This is a genomic window from Dyadobacter sp. 3J3, assembly GCF_009801115.1.
Lineage (GTDB): Bacteria > Bacteroidota > Bacteroidia > Cytophagales > Spirosomataceae > Dyadobacter.
The window spans coordinates 549,449-575,062 of sequence record NZ_VTOL01000003.1; the positions used below are offsets into that span (position 1 = coordinate 549,449).

Below are 25,614 nucleotides of genomic sequence, written 5' to 3' on the forward strand. Positions count from 1 at the left end.
TAATCATTTCACCGTAGCAGTAAATTCCCATTACTTGTTAAATTTGGGAAGGCTTACTTTAAAAATCTTCACTCCATCATGATAAGATACATCTACGGTCTTATATTATCTTTTGTATTACTAAATGCAAGTGCCCAAAACAAAACGCCGGAACAATTTCTGGGACACCCTTTGGGCAGTAAATTCTCATTTCATTACCAGGTTGTCGATTATTTCAAGATCATTGCCGCGCAAAATCCTAATCAGGTTAAGGCCGTACAATATGGCAGCACCAATGAAGGCAGGCCGCTGATGGTATTCATCGTCGCCTCGCCTGAAAACTTTGCGCGACTGGAAGAAATTCGTCTGGATCATATCAAAAGCACAAAAAATCAATCTGTAAAAACAGACGACAAAACGCCAGCGATTGCCTGGCTAAGTTATAATGTGCACGGAAACGAAGCGGTATCTTCCGAAACTTCCATGAAGGTGATTTACGAATTACTGAACAAGAACAACCGTTCGATGCAGGAAGTTTTGAAAAATACGATTATCATTATTGATCCATGCATCAATCCCGATGGCCGCGACCGGTACGTACAATGGTATAACCGTATTCAAAATGAGGTTTCGGACGTGACGCCTTTTGCTTTGGAACACAACGAACCATGGCCGGGCGGACGATTTAATCATTATCTTTTTGACCTGAACCGTGACTGGGCATGGCAAACACAAAAAGAAACACAGGAACGTATCGTTTTTTATAACCAGTGGATGCCGCATTTGCACGCCGATTTCCATGAAATGGGTCCAAACCGAAGTTATTACTTCCCCCCTGCCGCAAAACCTTTTCACCAGGATATCACGAAATGGCAGCGCGAGTTCAACGAGATTCTGGGAGCTAACTGCCGGAAATATTTCGATCAGAATAACTGGACTTATTTTTCTAAAAAAGAATATGATTTGTTCTATCCAAGTTATGGTGATACATGGCCAACCTACAACGGAGCTATTGGAATGACTTATGAGCAAGGCGGCGGCGGTCGTGCTGGTTTGGCTATTGAGCGCCCGGATGAAAATGATACGCTTACTTTAAAAAGCCGGATCGAACATCATTATGTAACGAGCGTTGCTACGCTTGAAACCGTTTCTACCAATAAGGACAAAATGGTTTCCGAATTTAACAGCTTTTATGGAAACGCCGTTCAAAAGCCGATTGGCACATTTAAAACGTATCTGATCAAAGCTCAGGGAAATGAGGAGCGCGTCAGATCTTTTACAGAATGGCTTTCCAAACAAGGTTTTGAATACGGGATTGCCGGTAAAAATCTGGCCGTAAAAGGAACCGAACTGACAACGCTGACGGACCAGAATGTTAAAATGGAAAGCAACGATCTTTTGATAACCGCATACCAGCCGAAATCCAATCTTCTTAAAATCCTTTTTGAAACAAAACCGGTTTTGGAAGATTCCATCACGTATGATATCACCAGCTGGGGAATTTCCTATTTGTATGGAATTAAAACTTTCGGTTTGAAGGAAAAATATGTACCGGCCGCCTATCAGCCTGAAAAAATTGAAAACAAAATACCAGCCGCGACACCTTATGCATATATAGCAAAATGGAACAGTGTAAATGATGCTGTTTTTCTTTCTGAATTATTGAAAAGAAAAATCCTGGTCCGGAGTTCCAATATTCCTTTTGAAACGAATAAAATGACCTTCGAAGCCGGGACTTTGATTATTACCAAAAAGGGAAATTATGTAAGTAATTTTGATAGTCTGGTTACCTCGCTTGCCACAAAACATTTTGTAAAACTTGTTCCGGTAACTTCCGGCGGCGTAACAGCCGGAGCAAATTTTGGCTCAGATGAAGTTGTAACGATCAGGCCACCAAAGATTGTAACCCTTGTTGGTGACGGGATTTCTCCTACGGCTGTTGGTGCCGTCTGGCATTATTTTGAACAGCAAATAAAATATCCGCTGACGCTAATTTCTCAGGACAAACTTGCACAACTTCCTTTTGATCAGGTTGATGTTTTGATTTTACCAAGTGGAAATTATTCCAATATCTTAAATGAAAAACTACTGGCAACTTTGCAGGACTGGGTCAAAAAAGGCGGAAGACTTATTGTCATGGAAAATGCAAATGATGCGTTTTTGAACAAACCCGGATTTGATCTTACCAAAAAAGTAACGACCCATAAAAAAGATCAGGACACGTTCAAAAAGTTTGGCGAGCAGGAAAGAGAGGAAGCCAGCACGACCTCGCCGGGAAGTATGTTTCAGGTAACGCTTGACGCTACACATCCGCTTTCGTTTGGTTGCAGCAAGGATTATTTCACCATTGTGCGCAATGCTTACAATATGGATTACCTGACAGAGGGCTGGAATGTTGGTTACCTGACGGACACGGCTTACAAAGCTGGTTTCGTTGGAAACAAGGCGACTGAAAAGCTAAAAAATACTTTGCTCATGGGCGTTCAGGAAATGGGACAGGGAAAAATCACGTATTTGATGGATGATCCTCTGTTTCGCGGAATGCTTTATAATGGCAAAATACTTTTTAGCAATGCAGTTTTCAGATAATCAGATGTTACAAAAAATATCTTAGTGCAAGCTCATAACCCTTTAAACCTAAACCACTTATCATTCCTTTGCAGCGATCGGTAAGATAGCTGTGGTGACGATACGGTTCACGGGTATAAATATTGGAAATATGAACTTCAACGGCCGGCGTAATAACAGCAGAAAGTGCGTCGGCCAACGCTATTGAAGTATGGGAATAACCACCGGCATTCACAATAATTCCATCAAAAGTAAATCCTACTTCATGGATTTTATCAATTAAATCGCCTTCATGATTGGACTGATAATAATGAAGCTGGATTTTGGGAAACTCGTTTTTTAAACCTTTAAAATAATCTTCGAACGACTGGTTTCCATATACCGTAGGCTCACGGGTTCCTAAAAGATTAAGATTCGGACCGTTGAGAATTAAGATTTTTTTCATAAAAAAAGATTCGGGCCTTACATTTATAAGATTAAACAACCGGTGAAATTATGTGGCAAAGCTACATCAAACATTTTAAAAACTACCTGCGCCTGGAAAGGTCGTTTTCCGACAATTCGGTTCAGGCCTATGTTCGTGATGTTGAAAAACTTGCTGAATATATCGAACTCGCGGCAATAAACGTCTCTCCGGCGGAGACAAAAGAAGAACATCTTTTAGCATTTCTAAAATATTTGTCAGAATTAGGATTGACGGCGCATTCACAGGCCCGGATACTTTCCGGGATCAAGGCGTTTTATAAGTATCTTTTACTGGAAAATGAAATCACAGAAGATCCGACTGAGTTAATAGAAGCACCGCGTTTGCCAAGAAAACTTCCGGATGTTTTGTCCTATGATGAAATTGAACAAATGCTCAACGCGATTGATCATTCAACGCCGGAAGGAACCAGAAATCGCGCAATTATTGAAGTTTTGTACAGTTCAGGTCTACGCGTTTCCGAGCTCATCGGATTGCAGTTAACGTTCTGTTATTTTGATATCGGCTTCATCCGGATTTTAGGAAAAGGAGACAAAGTAAGACTAGTACCGATTGGAAAAGAAGCAATAAAGTATGTTGAACTCTATCTTGAACATGTCAGAAAAGAAATTGAAGTTAAAAAAGACAGTGAAGATATCGTTTTCCTGAACCGTCGCGGCGGACAACTTTCCCGTGTGATGGTTTTTCTGATCATAAAAGATGTCGCAGAAAAAGCAGGAATTGCAAAAAACGTAAGTCCACATACTTTCCGCCATTCCTTTGCCACACATCTGATCGAAGGCGGAGCCAGTTTAAGGGCCGTCCAGGAAATGCTTGGGCACGAATCCATCACAACAACAGAAATCTACACCCACCTGGACAGAGATTATCTAAGACAAATCATCACCGAATTCCACCCACGTTCCTGATTGCCAGAACAAAACCTGACGATTTCCTGACAACCCCTGACCAAAAATGACTTTTTTTACTTGACCTCTTTTAATAACGAGTCAATCCCAAGCGTATCCTTTTCCGGAAGTTCCCCAGGCAAAGCACGTTGCAATTGCTTTGGTTTGTTCCATGGAGCCGTTGTACGGCTAGACATATCGTAAGAAATGTAGATAAAAAGTGCCACGAAAAGTATAAATACGGTGATAAATATCCGTCTGTTACGATTTGGAGTTTCCATTACTAATTTGAGTCCCGCAGTTGTTTAGGAGATTGGTATAAAATAAAGGTCCCGGTTTTGGCCGAAACTTCCGCCCATTCCAGATTGTCAAATTCAATGATCACGAGACTGCATTTCGACATAGAATCCAGATCTGCACCTGACAAATACTCGGCAAAATAGGTGATATCCGGATTATGACCAAACAACGCAACCACTTCACTTTCAGCAGGAATTGCATTCACCACAGCCAGATAACCACGTGCGCCGCCATCATACAAAATATCTTCCAGAATAATATCTGAGGCCTGAAAATGCAGCTGATCACCCATAATCACCGCTGTTTGAGAGGCACGGGCGGCCCGGCTCGAAATAAAACGGTCGGGAAATATATTTTTTGACGCAAGCCATCTACCCATGGCAGAAGAATCAGTTTTGCCTTTTCCAATCAGTTCGCGTTCAAAATCCCGAACCATCAGTTTCTGATCTTCGGCAGCGGCGTGGCGCACAAGTATGAGTGTTCTTTTCATTGCTATAATTTGTACAAAAATAAGGAATCTGATCGAGCCAATCCGAGGATTTGCAAGGAAATAAAAAAGAAAGAATTATCGAAATGAAAATATAACCATTCATTTCACTAAAATTGCCTTCGGACATTATTTGTTAACCTACCTGGCACAATTAATAGTTAATTTTGTTAAACCAATAATCGAAAAACTCAAAATCTTTGCTATATATCCATTATGTTACAATTCTTTAAATACGTTTTTGCAACCCTGGTCGGTATTCTGGTCTTCTTTATACTGTCGTTTTTTATTCTTGTTGGCATAGGCTCCGCGCTTTCGTCGGATGAGAAAGTTGTCGTTGAAGATAAATCGGTTTTAAAACTCGACCTCAATAAGCCCATCGCAGAAGTGGGTGTAGAAAATCCATTGTCGGAACTTGGCGGGCCTTTTTCAGGAAACGAAAATGTTACTGGTTTAAAGGATATTAAAGATGCTTTAAAAAGCGCTCAGAAAGATGACAAGATCAAAGGAATTTATCTGAAAGCGGAAAATCCACAAGCGGGTTGGGCTACTTTGGAAGAAATCAGAAACCAGCTTCTGGAATTCAAAAAATCTAAAAAATTCGTTGTTGCCTACGGCGAATCTTTCTCTGAAAAAGGATATTACCTGGCTTCATTGTCAGACAAAATATATTTGAATCCGGCCGGCGGCATGGAGTGGAACGGGATGTCTGCCGAATATAGTTTTTACAAAGGAACATTTGATAAACTGAATATCAAGCCGGAAATTTTCCGTGTTGGTTCATTTAAAAGTGCGATAGAGCCTTTTATTCGTGAGAATATGAGTGATTCGAGCAAGAAACAATCGGCAGAATTGATCGGTGCGATTTATGGAAATTTCCTGACGAATATTTCCAATTCACGTGGTATTGCAGTTCCAGTATTGAAAGGTTTTGCGGATTCTCTTACAATTGATAATCCAAAAGCGGCATTGGCAAACAAACTGGTAACGCATTTAGGATATTGGGATGAATTCGAAAACAGTATCAAGAAGGAATTGAGCATCGAAGACAAGAAAAATATTTCTTATATAGGTGTTGAAAAATATGTAAAATCGGACGTTACGCCAGAAGATGGTGACTATAATAACCGCGTTGCCGTTCTGATTGCGGAAGGTGAAATTAATTCCGGTGAAGGAAGTGACGAGTCAATCGGATCTGATGATTTTATTAAAGAATTGAAAAAAGCACGTGATAACGACAAAATCAAAGCGATTGTGCTTCGTATCAATTCGCCGGGTGGAAGTGCGCTTGCGTCGGATGTGATGTGGAGAGAAATTCAGATAACCTCTAAAAAGAAACCAATCATTGCTTCCATGTCGGATGTTGCTGCTTCTGGCGGATATTATATGGCGATGGGTTGTGATAAAATTGTTGCGCAGCCAAACACGATTACAGGTTCAATCGGGATTTTTGGATTGATATTCAATGTAAAAGATTTCATGAACAACAAATTGGGTGTGACTTTCGACGCTGTTAAAACAAGCGAACATGCAGACTGGCCAACCGCAACCCGTGACATGACTGAATTTGAAAAGTCTATGATACAGAAAAGTGTCAACGAAGGTTATGCCAATTTCACTTCAAAAGCAGCGGCTGGCAGAAAAATGCCAGTTGAAAAATTGAGAAGCCTGGCACAGGGACGTGTCTGGTCCGGAACAGAAGCAAAAGCAAATGGCTTGGTGGATGTTTTGGGTGGCATTGACGACGCAATCGTCATTGCAGTAAAAGCAGCAAAATTGAAAGAAGGCGACTACCGCGTTCGTTATTTCCCTGAAAAGAAAAAGCCAATTGAAGAATTGCTTGGAAAAATGATGGGCAACTCGGAAGATAAAGTCCTAGACAGAAATCTGGGTGAATTGTCAACCTATGTGAAGATGTACAAAAAACTGATGAACATGGGCGGAATGCAAACCAGATTGCCTTATGAATTGATAATCAGATAAGTTTTCGATTATTGAAAAGATATAAAAAATCCCTGATCGAAATTTCGATCAGGGATTTTTAGTTTAAAATATCTAATAACCATTCGTGAAAAATTCGTGTATTCGTGGCAGAAAAAAATTAAACAACCTTCCCCGTTTCCTCATCAATTTCCTTCCTCACAATTAAAACCGCGTGCTGGTTTGGCGCAATCCCGATTCCATCTAGCTTGGCATAAACCTTGGTAAATTCAGCTCCAAAATAAAGGATGATCGAAGAATAATAAACCCAGGTAAGCAAGATTACAATAGAAGCCGAAGTACCATAAGTCGCTCCCAAATCCGCTTTCCCAATATAAAATGTAATAACAAATTTACCAACCAGAAAAAGAACCGCTGTAAAAACAGCTCCGACAAGGCATTCCTTCCAACGTAAAAAGCCATCCGGAAGTACTTTAAAAATAACCGTAAAAAGAGAAGTGATAATAGCCAGCACAACAACCTGATTTACAATATAAAACAGGACAACCGATGCTTCCGAAAAGTATTGCTGTAACCTTGTACTCAGCAAATCCACCACCGCATTGACGCCAAGCGAAACCAACAGCAAAAATCCCAGGGTAAGTATGATAGAAAATGAAAGTAACCTATTTTTCAAATATTGCAGCCAACCTTTTTTAGGTTTTGATTTAATAGACCAGATGTAATTAATAGAATCCTGAATTTCAGCAAAAACCCCGGTGGCACCGATTAATAAAGTCCCGACCCCAATCGCGGCTGCTACGCCTGATTTGTTTGAAACCTGGGCATTTTTCAGGATCTCCTGTAATTGAGCGGCGGCATTATCCCCTACCAATCCGCGAATCTGGTCAAATAATTCTCCCTGGATCGCATCTCTGCCAAAAAATATACTGAGCACTGAAATGATCACCAAAAGCATTGGTGCTAATGAAAAAATAGTATAGTAAGATAACGCTGCACTCAGTTTGAGCCCATTATCATTCATAAATTCATTAAAAGTTTCGGATAATAGTGTGAAGGAAAATTTGATTTGTTTCATAGGAGGCTTCTGGTTTGATTAAAATTCGCGTGTGGTTTGGATGCGAATATAATCATGCCAAAGCAAAATGCATTTAGATTTGATTTGTTCCTGAATGAAATGGAACTAGGAACAGCAAAAAAGCCACAATCAAAACAAGGATAGTTTTTAGATTATGGCTTTCATTACTTTAAAGCGTCGACAAAGTATTTTACACTCATTCCATAGTTTCAAGAGATCGCAAGAAACTGATACTTGGTGTAAAAAAATATTCGCCGCCTTTCATTGTCACGAAATCTTTAAAATCCGTTGGGACCGGCTTCATATCATTGGCGGTATTCCATTGACTTGACAGGAACTTCGCAGTTGTATTTGGCCCCTGCCCAATCAAAGCGTCCTGGCCAACAAAATTTCCTGGACCGATTTCCCCATTATTGACCCAAGCTTGCTGAATAAATTCAAATTGCCTTTCAATGCTGCTTTGGTAACACATGAACAGCAAACCTACACCGCCATCCGGCTGATCACCATCGAGATTAAATTCATCACGTCCAATATCATTGTAGGGAATACCGCGACGGGTTAATCTGACACTTTTTGCAAAATCAGCTGTAACATCCTGGCGGGGATTCGTGATTCTTATATGCGCATGAAAAGGACATTTCATTCCGGATGTATCGTCACGATAATCAAAATCATTTTCGAGCTGTCCCTCCGAAACAACTCCCATCTCGTCACTATGCGATGTCACAATTGTTCCATCTTCAAACCTGCCTACAATCATGGCACCAGCCAACTCGCTATTTTGAACCCCATGTTTATTGAAAACGCCATGCACCTGATTGGATACGAAATTGATACTTTTGCTCAATTCTTCTTCCGCGGCTTTAAACTTTTTCACATTCTGATCCAGTTTTCTAAAAACAAAATAACTGCCAAAAGTCTCGGGGCCACCTGTTGGCTCAGGTACAATAAGCGTACTTAAAAGGGCACCATTATCTTCCCATTGCGTTGCAGGAGAATCGGAATTGGCAAGAAAGTTCGGTTGACTTACGCCATCTGCATAGCCAAAATGTTCAATTCCGATCGCATGTTGAATGCGTAGAATTTTCCCTTTTTGAATCTTTACAATCTCCAAAAATTCTTGTGTTGAAAAAAGGATATTGTCCCTTTCGCGTGTGACTGTTGATATATTGCTATCAGCCACTATAATCAGCGCGTCAATATGATTGTTAAAATCATTTTCCCAGGTAAAAAGATCATCGCCGGTTATACCCGTTCTTGATTTGATTCCTGCCCGAAATGCCGGGTCATCAGGGGTTTCATTCAAGGGAATACCCAAAGCTTCATATCCGGATGCAGACAATGAAATATTCAAAAAAGTGCCTCCATCATGCATTGGATCCGTTTCTCTGATCTTAGCATCCTGCAATTGTTTAGAAGAAGAAGTCACATAAAAACCGGAGAGCCATGACTTTACATCAACTATCCTTTCCGGGATAAATCGGACAAATAAATGATACGCATGCGTTCTTCCGTGAAACTTTAAGATATTCCCCTGCAAATCGGATAACAAGTCAGTAAACATTTCATCATCCGCAGAAACGTTTGTTTGGTTCAATAAATCAATCATGGTATGTAGATTTGTTGCCTACTCTTGTATCCCGTTTTCGGCATGCCGGTTAGTAAAAAAAACAAAGATTTTAAATTGAAAACCAATCCAGTTTTAATCAATCCTATGTGTTTGTCGAAATACGCTCTGAGTCGAGAAACACTTACGTCAAAAAATATTGCATAGAAGTACATAGCCAATTCTGAGAAAGAAATGGCCGATTTTAACGAGAAGAAAGCACGTTGAATGATGCGTAAAAATGTATCCTGCTGTTTCCAGGAATTTTACAGGAGTCCGGTACTAAGAAATCACACAAATAATTAGCAATAAATTTTGTGTCTGTCTTAAAAAGTCAACTTAAACTTGATTTAATAATCTGATCAGACTGATATCTCTGGCAAGTAAATAAAAAATATCGGATCGATCTAAATAACCTAACAAATTGTATATCATATTATTAACCGGAAAAAAATTCGTATTACAATTCGGAATTTAAGTAGAAAATCTATGATATAATGCAAATTATGCACAACATTGCAACGAAGGTCAATACCGCTTAAAGAAAAAAAACGCTTTTGTCTACCGAAAAAATACGGTAGACAAAAGCGTTTTAATAATTGATATACAAAAACTAAAACATGTAAGATGCTGTTTCAAAAGCTATGAAATCGTGCGAGGTTTAAAATATTACAAAAGCAATCCCGCCAAAGTCGCTGACATATAAGATGCAAGCGTCCCACAGATCAGCGCCTTAAAACCAAGACGCGCCAAATCCGCCCGGCGGGATGGAGCCAATTCTCCAATTCCACCTACCTGAATAGCAATTGAGCTAAAATTGGCAAATCCGCACAATGCAAAACTGGTGATTACAATCGTTTTATGATCTAATGTATCTTTCATTTTTACCATATCCAGATAAGCGACGAATTCATTGATAACCATTTTTGTACCCATCAAAGAACCGGCCGCTTCGATATCTTTCGAAGGAACGCCCATGGCCCAGGCAAAAACAGAAAACAATTTCCCTAAAACGAAATTGAAACTTAATTGAGGGAAAGAAAAAATTCCTCCGATCAATCCAAGCAAATAATCAAGCAATGCAACCAACGCTATAAAACCGATTAACATCGCAATCACATTAAATCCAACTTTCAACCCTTCGCCAGCTCCTGCTGCAATGGCATCCAGTAAATTCGCATGTGTTTTTTTTATTTCAAGTTTTACAGCACCTTTTGTTGTTGATTGTTCTGTTTCCGGGAATACTATTTTTGATATTACCAGGGCACCAGGAGCAGCCATCAGACTGGCTGCAATCAGATATGGTGCCGGTACACCAAGAGAAATATAAACTGCCATTACACCTCCGGCAATACATGCAAAGCTACCTGTCATAGAAGACATAAGTTCTGAATTAGTCATATTTTTTAAATATGGCTTAATCATAATCTGAGCCTCAACCTGGCCAACAAAGGTACTAGCCACGTTAGATACCGCTTCCGCTCCACTTACACCCATTAACCAATATACGCCACGCGCCATGATGGAAACTACACGCTGCATTATTCCTAAATGATAAAGCATGTTTACCAGAACCGCAACGAAAATAATGGTTGGTATTACTTTGAAAAAGAATACAAAATCATTTCCCGGGCCAAATGCCTTTTGCATAAGATCAGGACGAACCAGCGTACCAAATACGAAATCTGCACCTTTATCTGAAAATGAAAGTAATTTCTGAACTTTTGCTCCTAACCATTGAAAAACAGCCTGCCCTGTATCTGTGCGAAGAATAAATACTGCTAGCCCAAACTGAATCGCCAGACCAACGCCAACAGTACGATAATTAATTGCCTTACGATTGTTTGACATTGCAAAAGCAATACCTAAAATCAATGCAATACCAAACAGACCAGTAAATCTTTCCATGAAAATTATTTGTTACCCACAAAACCAAGATGCAAAATAACAAACAATTCTTATGTAAGTTACAGGTTATGCAAAATAAGATATTGATGATTTCTTGATCCCGGATAAACAATAAATTTTTCAGTTAATGTCTAATAGTTTTCTACAAGACATTAACTGAAAATAAGATATCAGCAAATAAGCAGATAAGGAGATTTTATTGTTTGTCTGAAATGTTAGTTGCCTGGCGCGCAGTTAGCTTCCAGCCACCACCGGTTTTCATCCAGATGTTTGTAAATCTTCTTGTAAGACTTTTTTGATGATTATCAGAAGTCATTTGAGCAGTCGTGGTTTCATAACCCATCACGACGGCAACATTTTCATTAATAGTGATTTTTTCGATAATACGGTCAAAGGGAACAATGGATTTTGGGTTTCTTGAAAAATCCATTTTAATGTCTGAAAGAGTTTCCAGGCTGTTATCAGGATTGGTTACAACAATAGCAGACGACCATAATCCGAAAAGTTTTGTTGTATCTTTCTTAATAAATGCTTCTCTCTCCAGACCTTCCAGACTTCTTATTTCATCTTTTTCCGTTTTTAAGACAATACCCGGATCATTCGACGAATCTGCGGCCTGCTCAATAAATACCCTGGAATCCGGGTTCAAAATCCCTGCCTGTGTTTTAGACCTGTACTTAAAAGAAGTGGCGGCTAAAATCAGAAAAATAAAAATGAATATATTCCTTTTCATGACGAATGTGTATGTTGTTGTTTCTTAAATTTTTCCTGGCTATAAATACAAACGTTTGATACATCCTAAACAGTATCAGTACGTTACAAAGGTTTTCAATATTTTCTATAAAAAATAGCGTATTAATACTCCATTTCTGTACGTATATATACGTGAAAAGTCACAGAACGGATTAAAACAAAAAGAGAGCCGGTTTCCCGACTCTCTTTTGCAAATTGAACCTTACTACTATTAATATCCTAAAACCGGTGCAAGCCATTTTTCAATTTCTTCCAGCGGCATATTTTTTCTTCTTGCATAATCTTCAACCTGATCCTTAAAGATTTTCCCAACAGGAAAATAACGACTTTCAGGATGTGAGAAATACCATCCGCTCACGCTGCTTGCCGGATACATGGCATAACTTTCAGTTAACGTTATCCCAAGTTTTTCAGCTTCAAGCAAATCAAATAACATCCGTTTTTCAGTATGGTCAGGACTAGCCGGATATCCTGGCGCCGGACGAATACCGGTATACGCTTCCTTGATCAGCTCCTCGTTGGTAAAATTTTCTTCCGGAGAATGTCCCCAGATTTCTTTACGTACGCGTTCATGCATCAACTCTGTCAAAGCTTCCACCAAACGATCGGCCAAAGCTTTTACCATGATACTATTGTAATCGTCATGATCTGCCTCAAACTTTTCGATCAAAGCTTCAATTCCGATACCCGCTGTAACGGTGAAACCTCCCATGTAATCCAGATGGCCACTTTCAAGGGGTGCTACAAAATCAGACAAGCAATAATTTGCCAAGCCTTTTGCTTTTTCGGTTTGCTGGCGCAGATGATGCAACACGTTCATGGTATCATTTACCAGTTCGCCGCCGTTCACCTGCTCAACTGTATGCCGGCTGATTTTATATTCAATATGCTCATGCGAACCATGACGTTCACAAGAAGTTTGCTTCAATTCTTCTTCAAAATGATGCAGAACGATATCATCACCAATCGAATTCGCTGGCCAGAAACCAATTACAGCACGAGCCTTCAAACTTTTATCAAGAATGATTTGTCCCAGAAGTACGGCAGCATCTTCAAATAATCGTGTCGCCTCTTCGCCAACTACCTTATCTTCAAATATTTTCGGATATTTTCCATGCAGCTGCCAGGTCTGGAAGAACGGCGTCCAGTCAATATATTTTGCTATTTCCGCAAGGTCATAATCGTCATAAACACGGGTTCCTAAAAACTGAGGTTTTATTGCCTTGAAATTTGTCCAGTCAATTTTCGCTTTATTTTCACGTGATTTCTGAATAGAATGATGCGCTTTTTCACCGCTTCTTTTCGCATGATCATCACGAAGTTTGGCATATTCTACCTTAATATCACTTAAAACCTGCGCCTGGCTTACATCACTTTGAATTAATTTTCCAGCAACTGGAACAGATCTTGAAGCATCCAGAACGTGAATCACGGCTCCGGAATAATTTGGATCAATCTTCACAGCCGTATGAATCCTTGATGTAGTAGCTCCACCGATCAAAAGCGGCATCGTAAAATGACGCCGCTCCATTTCTTTGGCAACACCCACCATTTCGTCAAGCGAAGGCGTGATCAATCCTGAAAGACCGATAATATCCACATTATGCTCAATAGCAGCGGCAAGGATTTTGTCCGTCGGCACCATTACGCCAAGATCTATAATTTCATAATTGTTACAACCCAGTACTACACCCACGATATTTTTACCAATATCATGCACATCACCTTTCACGGTAGCAAGTAAAATCTTTCCTGCGAAAGATGATCCTTCCTGTTTTTCTGCTTCTATATAAGGTTGTAAAAACGCCACCGCTTTTTTCATTACACGGGCAGATTTTACAACCTGGGGAAGAAACATTTTTCCTTCTCCAAACAAATCACCAACAATACTCATCCCGTCCATCAGCGGACCTTCGATGATTTCCAAAGGACGCGTAAACATTGGCAGACATTCCTCAACGTCCAGTTCAATATAATCTGCATTTCCTTTTACCAAAGCATGACTGATCCGCTCTCTTACCGGCAATTCTCTCCAGCTAAGATCCGGTCCCGTCGCAACTTTTCCTTTATCTTTTACCGTTTCAGCGAAACTTACAAGTTTTTCTGTTGCTTCGTCGTTACGGTTTAAAAGTACATCTTCAACCAGTTCCAGAATATCTTTTGGAATTTCGTCATAAATACCAAGCTGTCCGGCATTTACAATTCCCATGTCCATGCCTGCTCTGATGGCATGGTACAAAAATGCTGTATGAATCGCTTCACGAACCAGTTCGTTTCCGCGGAAACTGAATGATACGTTGGAAACTCCACCCGACACTTTTGCATAAGGAAGATTCGCTTTTATCCATTTTACGGATTCAATAAAATCAACGGCATAATTATTATGTTCTTCCATCCCCGTTGCAACGGTCAGGATATTTGGGTCAAAAATGATATCCTGTGGTGGGAAACCGACTTCATCTACAAGAATTCGGTATGCTCTACCACAAATTTCTTTTCTTCTTTCCAGGTTATCAGCCTGTCCGGTTTCGTCAAAAGCCATTACTACCGCAGCAGCTCCGTAACGTAAAACAGCGCGTGCTGATTCTTTAAATTTCTCTTCTCCTTCTTTTAAAGATATAGAGTTAACGATTGCTTTTCCCTGCGTACATTTCAAACCAGCCTCAATTACTTCCCATTTCGAGGAGTCGATCATCAGCGGTACGCGAGAAATATCCGGTTCAGCGGCGATCAGGTTCACGAAAGTTTTCATGGCTTCCGCACCGTCGATCATCCCCTCATCCATGTTGATGTCAATCACCTGCGCACCGTTTTCAACCTGATCACGGGCGATAGCCAATGCCTCATCAAACTTTCCGGTACGGATAAGTCTTGCAAACATTTTAGAACCCGACACATTACAACGTTCACCAATATTGACAAAATTGGTAAGCTTCGTAATATCCATCGGTTCCAGACCAGAAAGCTTCAAAATCTTTTCAGAATTCGGAATTTCCCGTGGTTTATATTTTCCGGCCAGATCCGCAATTACGCGAATATGTCCCGGCGTAGTTCCGCAGCATCCTCCGATAATATTGATCAGGTTATCCCTCAAAAACCCGTCAATAACCTCACCCATTTGTTCAGGCGATTCGTCATATTCACCCATTTCATTCGGCAAACCGGCATTCGGATGAGCTGAGGTATAAAATGGAGAATTATTTGCCAGAATTTGTACATAAGGACGCATTAAATCAGCACCCAATGCACAATTCAAACCAACCGATAACAGCGGCAAATGTGATATGGATGTCAGAAATGCCTCCGTAGTTTGTCCCGAAAGTGTACGGCCCGATGCATCTGTAATTGTTCCGGAAACCATGATAGGTAAAAATCCGTCAGCACCGGTTTTCCAGCTTGGCAAAACTTCTACCAATCCGTTTTTTGCATCGGTAAAGAATTTATCAATCGCAAAAAGCGCCGCTTTTGCATTCAATGTATCAAAAACGGTTTCAACCAAAAGAAGATCACAACCTCCGTCCGTTAAACCTTTTATTTGTTCGTAGTAAGCCGTTACCAGCTGGTCAAAAGTGATCGCGCGGTATCCCGGATTATTTACATCGGGAGATAAAGATGCAGTCCGGTTTGTAGGGCCCATTGAACCCGCAACAAAACGTGGCTTATCGGGTTCGCGTTCTGTGAAATCATCTGCAACTTCACGCGCAATCCTGGCCGATTCAAAATTTAATTCGTAAACCAGTTCTTCCATGCCATAATCTGCCATGGCAATGGTCGTCCCTGAAAATGTATTTGTTTCAGCGATATCCGCTCCTGCTTCAAAATAAGCAGCGTGAATTTCCTTGATCACATCGGGACGCGTCAGTGAAAGCAAATCATTATTACCTTTCACATCATGTGCCCAATCCTTGAACCTTTCTCCGCTGTAATCGTAATCCTCTAATTTATAGCGCTGAATCATCGTACCCATTGCACCGTCAAGCACAAGAATACGTTCTTTCAATATTTCACGAATGTCAAACTTCTGTGTTGTTATCATTATATCTTTATCGTAGTCCGAAAAAATAATTCCGCCATTTTTTTATTCTGCAAACTCCAAGGGACGCTGGTCACAGGAAATCCACAATACAAATTTACGCCGATAGATGTTTTATTCAAAAAAATGAAAAAAAATAGACGCTTCGTCTGCCTTTTAACCATCAGGTAAATTATTTATCTACATTTGCAGTAAAAAAAGGAATAGTAAAGATAATCTATCTATGTATAATCTGGACGATACGGATTGCAAAATACTCCATTATCTGCAACAGGATGCTACGTTGAAAACACGTGAATTGTCAGAAAAATTAAATCTTTCGTATACACCTGTCTATGAGCGTATACGGAGATTGGAAAAAGAAGGTATCATTAAAAAATATGTTGCGCTGGTTGACCGTGAGAAAGTGGGCAAAAAGCTGATGGTATTTTGTAATATTGCCTTAAAGGAACATTCACTTACAATGGGCGAAAAATTTGTCAAAGCCGTTTTGGCAATGCCGGAAGTGATGGAATGTTTTAATATTTCAGGAGATTATGATTTTTTGCTAAAAATAGTGGTCAACGATATGTCGCAGTACCAGCATTTTTTGATGCAAAAATTAGGATCGCTGGAAAATATAGGAAGTTCACACAGTTTGTTTGTGATGGGCGAAATAAAAAATACCTCTGAAATTGAAATGCTCGACTCCAAAACGAAATAACATTGTCAGCCAATTGCATTTAAGCATTGATTGGAAAAAATAAATACGGAACCAGAAGATCCGGTCCCGTATTCCAACTCACCCCTAACAAAATTCTTTAATGTTTTTTCGGGCCTCCTTTGGTTGGTCTCTCCAGCTCTTTGCTGAATGTGCCGTCTGCGTTGAATAATAGTACTTTAACTTTGTTGTCAAGGACTATCCCCACAAAATATTCTCCGTCTGCATTGGTACCTGCTTTCTTGATTACCGCACCTGCGTATGTTGTCGTAATGTAAGAAGTAATCGCTGCCGGAAGATTTGCAACCGCTACTTCTGTCAATTTTGCTTTATGTTCAAAATGTTTTAATTCTACTTTAAAAGTACCATCTGCGTTGAATATCAACCCTTTTGGTGTTGTTCCGTCTGCAAGTAAAATTGTTACAACAATCCTGCCACTTTGATCGGTCGCTGCAAATTTTATTGTCGAAGATGGGTATGTTGTTGAAATATACGTTGTAATGGCAGAGGCAAGATCCGCTACTGCGACCTCGGTCAATTTGCCTTTACAGACATGCGTCGTTACAGAATCAGACTCTAATGAAAAACGTGCAGCCGTTGTAGACACAGTTTCCAGACTAATATCATTGCTAGTATCAGTCGTTGGACTCATACCCGAATTATCCTTGCTACAGGAAGCGATAAACATACCTAATGACGCGACAAGCAATACAATTACATTTCTCATAAATCAATTTATTAAATAGTGCGACAATAATTAAACACATTCTGGTTTAAGGATTATTACGCCGCGTCAAAGCGCGTTGTTGCAAAATGGAAGTTTTTATTTTGAAATTTTTCACGATCACATTATCAACAGAATGGAAATTTTTAACCTTAAATTTTAGAAAATTACAAATGAGTCACAAAAATTTATAGATGAGATTTATTATCATCTGACACTCAAAAGCATAACTCCGATAAAATGCAGTGAGTCCGGATTAGCTTTTGCAGTAAAAAGATTAACTTAGCCAAAGATATTTTTAAAATATAAACTTTTGCAACAGACTGGCTCTCTTAGGCGTATCTGATAATACAAATTCATATCCTGACAAATTTGACACCCTAACTTTGCTATTTGGTAAAAAATCTTCTTTCGATGAAAACGACTTCGGAACGGTCGTTTCTGCATGTGTAGCTGGAAATAACCAGGCGCAGAGGTATTTGTACAAGCACTTTTTTAGCTATTCAAAAAGTATCTGCCTCCGCTATACATCAACGCCCGAAGAGGCAGAGGAAGTACTCAACGAAGGCTTCCTCAAAGTTTTCAATAATATGGATAAGTATGATTCTGTGCATCCTTTCAAGGCCTGGCTTCGTACGATTATGGTGAATACGGCAATCAGTTATTACCGAAAGCATAAAAAGCATCATGAAGATATGGTTTCTCTTGAAGATGCTCCCTATCCCCGGTTTGATGACGACATTGTTGGGCAAATAACAGCAGATGAAATTTTAAAACTGATACACGAAATAAAGCCAATATATAAAAACGTCTTTCTACTTTATGTGGTGGAAGGATATAACCATCGCGAAATAGCTGATTTACTGCAAATTAATGAGGCTACGGTACGCTCGCACTACGTAAGGGCAAGAGCACGGTTACAACACTTGATCAAACAATATTATCCTCATCTCTTTCCCAGTGATTGGGGCATAAAGTCTTTTAAAAGCAATGAAAACTGATAAATTTGAAAAAACTATACGCCGGAAACTAGAGAGCATTACGCCCGAATTTCATGAAAATGACTGGACGAAAATGCAGAACTTTATGCAAACTAATACGCCTCCAACGTTTTGGCAGCAATACAGTTCGTGGTTTGGTTATGCAGCGGCGGCGGCAGTGTCTTCGGTCATGTTCTTTTTGTATGTGAACCAACTTTCGCAGAATAATACTTTGCTAAGTGATGTAAAAACTTTGCGAAACCAGATTGAAACAATAAAAAGCACACCAACTGTTATCCAGAAAACAGATACGGTTTATGTTGTTCAACAACAAATAATTGAAAAGCCTTCCTACGATACTCAGACTTCAAATCAGGACGAGCAAAGATTTATTCCTCAAAACGAAAATCAGGAATCGCTTGCTGGTACGGAAGACAATCAAAAAATTCAGGAAGAAAATAATACTAATCCAGCTTTAAAACCTGACATAAAAAGTGTTAATGAAGAGAATGTAAATCATTCTCTAAAAAATAAAAATGATGTTTTGGCAGGTAATACTCAACCTGAGACTGGTAAAACTTCCGGCAAGTCAGAGATTAATTCTTCTGAAAAATCATCTGATGACACACCGGGGAAAAATTTCGTACCAAAAAAATCAAATTCTGCCCTTGCTGTTAATAACAATGCAGGAACTACAAACGGCAATAATTATTCCATCACCAAAGGACTAAACAATCCGGTAGCAGGAAATACTGGTAGAAGTTCTGGTTCAAATACTGGCGGTAATTTTGGGAATGGAAATTCTGTGGCTGGTAACATTTCCGGCGGTCAGGCGAATAGTAATGTAAGTTCTGTAAAAACGCTTGATGAAAAATTTGATCAACTGGAAGTACAATCTCCTGTTGGCCAAACTAATTACACAGCACTTTCCCGAAAAATGAATTATGGCCTGGCACATCGTATCTCTCCAAAACAAGTAAGAAATGTATTACTGGCAGCGAATTCTTCTAAAACTCAGGAAGAGATAAAAAGTGTTGAATCGACCAAAAAAATAGAGTCAACCAAAAAAGCAGAAACTGCTATACCAAAACTCAACTTGAAAGTTCCGTATCGTTTTGGAATTGCTCAGCAATGGGAAGGGAAAAACCAGGTAAAAACGGTTCTTGGAGAAGTGCTGATTTCGAAAAACATTTCTATTTCAACCGGGTTTAGCTGGGTAAAAATCAAGCCAGAACAATTCTTTTATGAAAAAAGTTATAATGAAAAGAATCATTCAAATTTCAAAAAAGATCATTCCCTTCCTATGGCTTTTAAAGTTACCAACCTGAATGTACAGTCGTCTTTGATGCAAATTCCATTGAACATAGCTTTCAGACAAAATATAGGAGAAGGACTCGCATTTTTTGCAGGAGCTGGAACCAATATTACTGTTAAGTCAAAAAGAAACATCACGTATGACTGTTTCTTTAATTCCAGCCCACGCCCAGGTTCTGATCTTTATTTCCGCCAGGGCGAAAAAACTTCCGAGAAAATAAATCTTAAACTGATCAATTCAGTAAACCTCTCTGCGGGGATAGAAAAAAGTTTCCATCCTATTGTGGTTCAGGCCGAAGGATATCTTTACAGTTATTTTAATCCGGTTTCTCCGCAAGCCACCAAAACCGGACCTGGCTTCAAAATTAAGCTGTTATACCAGATAGGCAAAAAAATGTAAATACCTTTGTCAGGACGGTTCCGGACATTTTTATTAAAAGATGATCGTGAAAAGCCCTATTTTTGGTTTTTATTACACCTTTATTACAGTTTACTTTTGAAATTCGCTGCAATAGATATTGGATCCAATGGTGCCCGTATGCAAATCTCCTCGGTTTTGCATGACGAAGGAATCACTCGTTTGAAGAAAGTAGAGTACGTACGTTTTCCGCTGCGCCTTGGACATGACGTGTTTACAGAAGGAAGAATATCGCCTTTAAGTGAGGATCGTATGATCAAACTGATGCTTTCGTATCAGCTTTTGATGGAACTTCACGAAGTAGAAGATTATATGGCCTGCGCAACTTCTGCGATGCGGGAAGCTGAAAACGGCTACGAAGTGCGTGCAAACATTGAGCAAAGAACAGGAATTCATATACAAATTATTGACGGACAGCGTGAAGCCGAACTCGTTAATAACGTCGTTGTAAAATCGCTTGACAACGGACAATATTTACACATTGACGTGGGTGGTGGAAGTACTGAACTTAACCTTTATCAGGACCGTCAGAAAATAATTGCCAAGTCGTTTAAACTTGGATCTGTGCGTTTGCTGGAAGGAAAGGAATCTAAAACAGCATTTCAAAAAATGCAGGAATGGATTTTGAAATATGTGGATCATACCAAACCTATTGAAGCCGTAGGAACGGGTGGAAACATCAATAAATTGTTTGATTTGTCATCCAAGTTAACCGAAAGCTCAACAAGTCTGGATGAAATCCTGCGTATGCGGGATTATATAGCGCAGTTTACACTGGCAGAACGTATCAATAAACTTCAGCTAAATCCTGACCGTGCAGATGTAATTGTCCCGGCCGGCGACATCTATACTTCTGCTATGAAATGGGCCGGCGCTACGGTAATTCATGTGCCGGATGTGGGTCTGAAAGATGGAATGTTACAATTACTTTACGACAGGGCATGCAGAAAAAAAAGGGTCTGAAAAGACCCTTTTGGAATAGCTTAAACCGATATTTTATTACCAGACCTGTTCAAGATCTTTTGAAGTGTATTTATGATTTCGGTCAATAAATACACTTTTTTTGCTTTCACGTTTCAGCGCCAATGGATTTTTCTTACCCATTTTTGACAAAATTGCTACCGGTACGAGCACAACAAAAAATACGATTGACAGTAAAATCTTCCCGTTGATTGCCCCAAGCACTTCTGCAAATTTGTACCAGCCTTTTACGATTAAATCTCCTGCAACAGGAATTGCTATGCAGATTACACCGATGGCTGCCGCAGCTATTAATAAATAAGGATACCGGGATTTAAAAATAAAATATAGAACGACAAGCCCGGTAACGATTACCAGCTGCGCTTTGGCTTTTTCTGATTCACTCATTTGTTTTAAATAAAGGGATATAAAAATCTTGCTTCTTATCAGATAAGAAGCCTTTAAAATTATTAAATCCATCAGCATAAGATACTGATGGATTTATTTCAAGCTAGAATAAGGTATAAATGAAAGGTGCAACTGCTGAACCACCGCCAATAACAATTAATACACCAATGAGTAACAACACAATGATAACAGGAGCAAGCCACCATTTCTTGCGCTCCTTCATGAATGCGAATAAGTCAGTTAAAAAATCCATTTCTTATTTAATTAAAGTTTTAATTTTCAAGATTTCAATTATTCTTTTTACAAATTTCGATAAAAATTATCTCATTTGATATTAAGGTTTCTTCATAACGTCAAAAAGCCTGTCAGCAATAAGTGCATTTAAGGTTTTGCTTCCGTGACCATCATTTTTCCCAACAACACGTTCTTTTTCAGGAATTTTAGCAATTCCGTCATTGATAGGAACTACGGTAACTCCTTTTGCACGAAGGTAATCTTCAACAGGTTTTGTATATGCTGCGCTTTTATCCAACTGGAACAAAAAAGGAATAAAAACAGCATACATTTTCGCTCCGGTACTATCTCTGTAAGCAATCATATTAGACAAATCCTGCAAATGTGAATTCAGGATTGTGGTGTCAGAATAAGCGGTCTGGACAAATTTCTCAAATGTGCTGAAAGAAGCGTGAGGCAGTTGCCAGTAAATAAAATTGGGTAGATAAAAACGTTTTATCAAACTTGCCATAGGGCCTTTCAAATCCGCATAAGGAGCCGTTCCTGAAAGCGACAATCCTTTTTCTCTACCTACTTTTTCAATGTCATTCGGAAAATACTGGAGGATAATTACATCCGGTTTTACAGGAAATTCTTTTAGCCGTTTGTACTCGTCGCGCGTGTCCGCACCGGAAACGCCAAGGTTATAAACTGTGTATTGAGCCTTTCCAAGTTTCTCTTCCAACTGATCAGAAAACCGTTCTGAAACATTTTCCAGACCATGTCCGGCGGCAAAGGAATCTCCAATAACCAGCACTTGCTTCTTACCCGATGATTTTGTTACTTCTTTATCATGATATCCCAGTGTATTGACAGGATTCCAGTATTTTTCCCACCAAATCTGGGAAGCTTTGGAAAGCACTCCCTCGTGACTTTGAGGAACAAACATGAAAATGATTTCCAGAAATATCAGTGTAACAAAAAGCGGTACAACCAGTGTAACAACATTGGCCACTATGCTTTTTGATTTACTTTTAACAACTCCGTAATAAAATATACGCAGGATCTCAATGATCAGTAAAAGCCAGAAAAATGTTTTCGTGATGCGGATATACCAGTTGTCGCTTTGCGGCGCACCCGGGTAATCAAATTTTATATTAAAATGCTCAGGGTAGAATAAGAAAACGAATAATACGCCTAAAAAACCTATCCTGATCAGACTGGTAACAAGTTTTGACATCATATATTTTTACAGATAATGGAATGTACAAATAGCTGTTTCTATTTTAATCAAGAACAAATTCTTCTTGCCAGTTATCTTTTTCCATCCACTCAGGCTGCAACTTCTTATCAAAAATATGGTTTCCGACAACTAAATAATCCATCTCTGTACGCATAAAACAGCGATACGCATCATTTGGAGTACAAACGATCGGTTCTCCACGAACATTAAAACTGGTATTTACTACTACTGCGTAACCTGTCAGTGCTTTGAAGGAATCAATCAGCTCATAATAACGTGGATTGGTTTCCTTGTGTACCGTCTGAATCCTGGCTGAATAATCAATGTGAGTAATCGAAGGAAGATCTGAACGTTCAAAATAAAGTTTTTCACGCAAATCCATGGAATCATAATTCGCTGGAACCGGTTTCCTGCGGCCTTCCGCTACCGGATGTACCAAAAGCATATAAGGTGATGTACCGTCATAATCGAAATATTCCGCACAGTCTTCCGCAAGCACAGACGGAGCAAATGGCCGGAACGATTCGCGGTATTTAATTTTCAGGTTCAGTTTTTTCTGCATTTCTGCATTTCTAGGATCTCCCAGAATACTTCTGCCGCCGAGCGCACGGGGTCCAAATTCCATGCGTCCCTGCACCCATCCTACTACATTTCCTTCGGATAATAATTTAGCGGAAACATCAGCAAGTTCCTTGAAATTTTCGTAATGCGTAGAAACCGCTTTGTATTTCTTACCCGTCAACTCCACTTCAAGATCAGAGAAAGTCGGACCCAGGTAAGAACCTCTCATCGCATCTGCTTTCCAGGTCACTTTACGTTCCTGGCCAAAATAAATATGATAAGCTGCCTGCGCTGCACCCAGTGCTCCACCAGCATCACCTGCCGCTGGCTGGATAAATATGTCCTTGAAAATATTAGCCTTTTGTAATTTACCGTTTGATACACAGTTCAATGCAACTCCTCCTGCCAAGCAAAGATAATCCGCTCCGGTAAGACGTTTTGCTTCCTTCGCCATCCGTATTACCGATTCTTCTGTAATATTTTGAATAGCAAGTCCTAAATTACAATGCACCGACTCGAGAGCATCTTCCGGTTTTCTCGTTTTGAAACCAAAAAGTGCTTCCCATTTATCTTCATTTACCATTTTCAGTCCGGTAGCATAATCAAAATATTCCTGATTTAACCAAACCGACCCATCTTCCTTTAATTCAATCAGATCTTTAAGGATAATTTCTTCATAACGAGCGATATCCGGCGATGATGGATTCCCATAAGGTGCAAGTCCCATCAACTTATACTCTCCCGAATTAACACGAAAACCAAGAAAATATGTAAATGCTGAATAAAGCAAGCCCAGGGAATGCGGGAATCTAAGTTCTTTTAAATTGGTAATATCTTTTCCTTCTCCCAAACAAATAGAAGCCGTAGCCCATTCTCCTACACCATCAATAGTTAGGATTGCTGATTTTTCAAATGGTGATGGATAATACGCACTTGCCGCGTGTGACAGATGGTGTTCCGGGAATAGAATTTTAACCGGCTTTTTCTTATCATAACCAAGTTTTACAAGCTCTTCATTGATAAGACGCTTTAAAAACATTTTTTCTTTGATCCAAACCGGCATAGCGGTAAGAAAGGATCTTATACCTTTAGGAGCAAACGCGTAGTAAGTTTCAAGTAATCTTTCGAACTTCAAGAGAGGCTTATCGTAAAAAACGATCGCATCCAGTTCATTCAAACTTATTCCTCCATACTCAAGACAAAAACTTACTGCATTAGAAGGGAAAGCTGGGTCATGTTTTTTACGTGTAAATCTTTCTTCCTGTGCCGCTGAGATAATTTCCCCATTTTCAATAAGTGCCGCGGCCGAATCGTGGTAAAAGGCCGATATTCCTAAAATTTTCATTTAAACTCAATTAGTTAACCAATTCTGTGTGATCGTAGTAGTGTTCAAAATAGCAAAAAATTGAGCAATAAATAATTAAGTGCTCAATATAAAATCTTTTGACCTATGTTTATTTCTATTAAACGGTCGCTTTAATAATGCATTATAGTCCAATAATTAATTTAATAATAAAATTAGGAAGAACATCAATCCTGTAATAATACAAATTCTATGCCAAAACGATATATACGTCTAATCTTATATTTCAGATTACTATTTATTTTATTTTTATAGAATTTATTCCATTTCTTTGCTTAGCACTTTTACAGGTTTATTCTGCTCATCCAAAGCAACAAACGTAAACATTCCAGACACCGCCTTCTCACGTTTTTGCTCATACATTTGTTCAACAAAAATATCAACACGTACCTTCATACTGGTATTTCCAATTTCCACAACGGTTCCTACTAATTCTATAATGGTTCCAGCTGCAATCGGGTGTGTAAAATCGATTCTGTCCGATGAAACAGTCACACAACGCAGGCGTGTGAAACGCGTTGCTGCAATAAATGCAACTTCATCCATCATTGACAAGGCAGTTCCACCGAAAAGCGTGTCGTAATGGTTTGTATTATTTGGGAAAACAGTTTTAAAAACTCTTGTTTCCGATAGTTTAATTCTCTCTTCTAAATTCATAATCTTAGAAAAAACAAATCTCCCGGCATCCATGATAACCGGGAGA

21 protein-coding genes are annotated in these 25,614 nt (G+C 39.4%); 7 read left to right on the forward strand and 14 right to left on the reverse strand.

Annotation, left to right across the window (positions count from 1 at the left end):
- Positions 1–78: 78 nt before the first annotated feature.
- Complete coding sequence (locus FZF08_RS09295) at positions 79–2,568, forward strand: M14 metallopeptidase family protein (protein ID WP_159468348.1); 2,490 nt, start codon at positions 79–81, stop codon at positions 2,566–2,568.
- A gap of 7 nt (positions 2,569–2,575) precedes the next feature.
- Here the strand turns inward: FZF08_RS09295 and aroQ are convergent, their stop codons facing one another.
- Positions 2,576–2,992: a type II 3-dehydroquinate dehydratase gene (gene aroQ / locus FZF08_RS09300; protein ID WP_159468349.1), complete on the reverse strand. Its 417-nt coding sequence runs from the start codon at positions 2,990–2,992 to the stop codon at positions 2,576–2,578.
- Positions 2,993–3,042: 50 nt separating this feature from the next.
- On the opposite strand from aroQ, the gene xerD reads away from it, so the two are divergent.
- The gene (gene xerD, locus FZF08_RS09305) at positions 3,043–3,939 is read left to right on the forward strand and encodes a site-specific tyrosine recombinase XerD (protein ID WP_159468350.1); all 897 of its coding nucleotides are present in this window, start codon (positions 3,043–3,045) and stop codon (positions 3,937–3,939) included.
- A 56-nt stretch (positions 3,940–3,995) separates the two neighbouring features.
- Here the strand turns inward: xerD and FZF08_RS09310 are convergent, their stop codons facing one another.
- A complete protein-coding gene (locus tag FZF08_RS09310; protein ID WP_137340276.1) occupies positions 3,996–4,199 on the reverse strand; it encodes a hypothetical protein in 204 nt (67 codons plus the stop codon).
- A 2-nt stretch (positions 4,200–4,201) separates the two neighbouring features.
- The gene (locus FZF08_RS09315) at positions 4,202–4,708 is read right to left on the reverse strand and encodes a histidine phosphatase family protein (RefSeq protein ID WP_159468351.1); all 507 of its coding nucleotides are present in this window, start codon (positions 4,706–4,708) and stop codon (positions 4,202–4,204) included.
- Positions 4,709–4,921: 213 nt separating this feature from the next.
- Here FZF08_RS09315 and sppA point away from each other — a divergent pair, with 213 nt between their 5' ends.
- Positions 4,922–6,688 carry a signal peptide peptidase SppA gene (gene sppA / locus FZF08_RS09320; protein WP_159468352.1) on the forward strand — a complete coding sequence of 589 codons (1,767 nt, stop codon included), beginning with the start codon at positions 4,922–4,924 and terminating at the stop codon, positions 6,686–6,688.
- Between the two features lie 118 nt (positions 6,689–6,806).
- Here sppA and FZF08_RS09325 read toward each other — a convergent pair whose 3' ends face one another.
- The 5 genes from FZF08_RS09325 to metH form a co-directional block, all read right to left on the reverse strand.
- On the reverse strand, positions 6,807–7,724 hold the full coding sequence (locus tag FZF08_RS09325) for a YihY/virulence factor BrkB family protein (protein WP_159468353.1): 918 nt from the start codon (positions 7,722–7,724) through the stop codon (positions 6,807–6,809).
- Positions 7,725–7,920: 196 nt separating this feature from the next.
- A complete protein-coding gene (locus tag FZF08_RS09330; RefSeq protein WP_159468354.1) occupies positions 7,921–9,336 on the reverse strand; it encodes a Dyp-type peroxidase in 1,416 nt (471 codons plus the stop codon).
- A gap of 666 nt (positions 9,337–10,002) precedes the next feature.
- A complete protein-coding gene (locus tag FZF08_RS09335; RefSeq protein WP_159468355.1) occupies positions 10,003–11,241 on the reverse strand; it encodes a NupC/NupG family nucleoside CNT transporter in 1,239 nt (412 codons plus the stop codon).
- Between the two features lie 196 nt (positions 11,242–11,437).
- Positions 11,438–11,974, reverse strand: a complete 537-nt coding sequence (locus FZF08_RS09340; protein WP_159468356.1) for a nuclear transport factor 2 family protein — start codon at positions 11,972–11,974, stop codon at positions 11,438–11,440.
- Between the two features lie 231 nt (positions 11,975–12,205).
- Positions 12,206–16,030, reverse strand: coding sequence for a methionine synthase (gene metH, locus FZF08_RS09345; protein WP_159468357.1), 3,825 nt, complete (start codon positions 16,028–16,030; stop codon positions 12,206–12,208).
- A gap of 220 nt (positions 16,031–16,250) precedes the next feature.
- Here metH and FZF08_RS09350 point away from each other — a divergent pair, with 220 nt between their 5' ends.
- Positions 16,251–16,730 carry an Lrp/AsnC family transcriptional regulator gene (locus FZF08_RS09350; protein WP_137340294.1) on the forward strand — a complete coding sequence of 160 codons (480 nt, stop codon included), beginning with the start codon at positions 16,251–16,253 and terminating at the stop codon, positions 16,728–16,730.
- A 97-nt stretch (positions 16,731–16,827) separates the two neighbouring features.
- Here FZF08_RS09350 and FZF08_RS09355 read toward each other — a convergent pair whose 3' ends face one another.
- On the reverse strand, positions 16,828–17,454 hold the full coding sequence (locus FZF08_RS09355) for a hypothetical protein (RefSeq protein ID WP_159468358.1): 627 nt from the start codon (positions 17,452–17,454) through the stop codon (positions 16,828–16,830).
- 383 nt (positions 17,455–17,837) lie between these two features.
- Here FZF08_RS09355 and FZF08_RS09360 point away from each other — a divergent pair, with 383 nt between their 5' ends.
- The 3 genes from FZF08_RS09360 to FZF08_RS09370 all read left to right on the forward strand — a co-directional run bounded on the left by FZF08_RS09360 (position 17,838) and on the right by FZF08_RS09370 (position 21,126).
- Positions 17,838–18,452 (forward strand): RNA polymerase sigma factor, encoded by a 615-nt coding sequence (locus tag FZF08_RS09360; RefSeq protein WP_159468359.1) that lies wholly within the window; start codon positions 17,838–17,840, stop codon positions 18,450–18,452.
- Positions 18,442–20,145 (forward strand): hypothetical protein, encoded by a 1,704-nt coding sequence (locus FZF08_RS09365; protein ID WP_159468360.1) that lies wholly within the window; start codon positions 18,442–18,444, stop codon positions 20,143–20,145. The genes FZF08_RS09360 and FZF08_RS09365 overlap by 11 nt, the downstream gene beginning before the upstream one ends.
- A gap of 96 nt (positions 20,146–20,241) precedes the next feature.
- Positions 20,242–21,126 carry a Ppx/GppA phosphatase family protein gene (locus FZF08_RS09370; protein WP_159468361.1) on the forward strand — a complete coding sequence of 295 codons (885 nt, stop codon included), beginning with the start codon at positions 20,242–20,244 and terminating at the stop codon, positions 21,124–21,126.
- Between the two features lie 36 nt (positions 21,127–21,162).
- On the opposite strand, the gene FZF08_RS09375 is transcribed toward FZF08_RS09370, so the two are convergent.
- The 5 genes from FZF08_RS09375 to FZF08_RS09390 form a co-directional block, all read right to left on the reverse strand.
- Positions 21,163–21,531, reverse strand: a complete 369-nt coding sequence (locus FZF08_RS09375; RefSeq protein WP_159468362.1) for an SxtJ family membrane protein — start codon at positions 21,529–21,531, stop codon at positions 21,163–21,165.
- Between the two features lie 103 nt (positions 21,532–21,634).
- On the reverse strand, positions 21,635–21,784 hold the full coding sequence (locus tag FZF08_RS31735; protein WP_015812275.1) for a DUF5989 family protein: 150 nt from the start codon (positions 21,782–21,784) through the stop codon (positions 21,635–21,637).
- An 81-nt stretch (positions 21,785–21,865) separates the two neighbouring features.
- On the reverse strand, positions 21,866–22,987 hold the full coding sequence (locus tag FZF08_RS09380; RefSeq protein WP_159468363.1) for an SGNH/GDSL hydrolase family protein: 1,122 nt from the start codon (positions 22,985–22,987) through the stop codon (positions 21,866–21,868).
- Between the two features lie 43 nt (positions 22,988–23,030).
- The gene (locus FZF08_RS09385) at positions 23,031–24,893 is read right to left on the reverse strand and encodes a carbamoyltransferase (protein ID WP_159468364.1); all 1,863 of its coding nucleotides are present in this window, start codon (positions 24,891–24,893) and stop codon (positions 23,031–23,033) included.
- A 276-nt stretch (positions 24,894–25,169) separates the two neighbouring features.
- Positions 25,170–25,568 carry an acyl-CoA thioesterase gene (locus tag FZF08_RS09390; protein WP_159468365.1) on the reverse strand — a complete coding sequence of 133 codons (399 nt, stop codon included), beginning with the start codon at positions 25,566–25,568 and terminating at the stop codon, positions 25,170–25,172.
- Between the last annotated feature and the right edge of the window lie 46 nt (positions 25,569–25,614).

Bases quoted from the DNA above. Each gene is read 5' to 3' on its own strand.
- FZF08_RS09325 (WP_159468353.1), bottom strand. From the start codon at position 7,724: ATGAAACAAATCAAATTTTCCTTCACACTATTATCCGAAACTTTTAAT.
- FZF08_RS09340 (WP_159468356.1), bottom strand. From the start codon at position 11,974: ATGAAAAGGAATATATTCATTTTTATTTTTCTGATTTTAGCCGCCACT.
- FZF08_RS09385 (WP_159468364.1), bottom strand. From the start codon at position 24,893: ATGAAAATTTTAGGAATATCGGCCTTTTACCACGATTCGGCCGCGGCA.
- FZF08_RS09375 (WP_159468362.1), bottom strand. From the start codon at position 21,531: ATGAGTGAATCAGAAAAAGCCAAAGCGCAGCTGGTAATCGTTACCGGG.
- FZF08_RS09335 (WP_159468355.1), bottom strand. From the start codon at position 11,241: ATGGAAAGATTTACTGGTCTGTTTGGTATTGCATTGATTTTAGGTATT.
- sppA (WP_159468352.1), top strand. From the start codon at position 4,922: ATGTTACAATTCTTTAAATACGTTTTTGCAACCCTGGTCGGTATTCTG.
- FZF08_RS09355 (WP_159468358.1), bottom strand. From the start codon at position 17,454: ATGAGAAATGTAATTGTATTGCTTGTCGCGTCATTAGGTATGTTTATC.
- FZF08_RS09350 (WP_137340294.1), top strand. From the start codon at position 16,251: ATGTATAATCTGGACGATACGGATTGCAAAATACTCCATTATCTGCAA.
- FZF08_RS09315 (WP_159468351.1), bottom strand. From the start codon at position 4,708: ATGAAAAGAACACTCATACTTGTGCGCCACGCCGCTGCCGAAGATCAG.
- FZF08_RS09310 (WP_137340276.1), bottom strand. From the start codon at position 4,199: ATGGAAACTCCAAATCGTAACAGACGGATATTTATCACCGTATTTATA.
- FZF08_RS31735 (WP_015812275.1), bottom strand. From the start codon at position 21,784: ATGGATTTTTTAACTGACTTATTCGCATTCATGAAGGAGCGCAAGAAA.
- FZF08_RS09330 (WP_159468354.1), bottom strand. From the start codon at position 9,336: ATGATTGATTTATTGAACCAAACAAACGTTTCTGCGGATGATGAAATG.
- FZF08_RS09365 (WP_159468360.1), top strand. From the start codon at position 18,442: ATGAAAACTGATAAATTTGAAAAAACTATACGCCGGAAACTAGAGAGC.
- xerD (WP_159468350.1), top strand. From the start codon at position 3,043: ATGTGGCAAAGCTACATCAAACATTTTAAAAACTACCTGCGCCTGGAA.
- FZF08_RS09380 (WP_159468363.1), bottom strand. From the start codon at position 22,987: ATGATGTCAAAACTTGTTACCAGTCTGATCAGGATAGGTTTTTTAGGC.
- aroQ (WP_159468349.1), bottom strand. From the start codon at position 2,992: ATGAAAAAAATCTTAATTCTCAACGGTCCGAATCTTAATCTTTTAGGA.
- metH (WP_159468357.1), bottom strand. From the start codon at position 16,030: ATGATAACAACACAGAAGTTTGACATTCGTGAAATATTGAAAGAACGT.
- FZF08_RS09295 (WP_159468348.1), top strand. From the start codon at position 79: ATGATAAGATACATCTACGGTCTTATATTATCTTTTGTATTACTAAAT.
- FZF08_RS09390 (WP_159468365.1), bottom strand. From the start codon at position 25,568: ATGAATTTAGAAGAGAGAATTAAACTATCGGAAACAAGAGTTTTTAAA.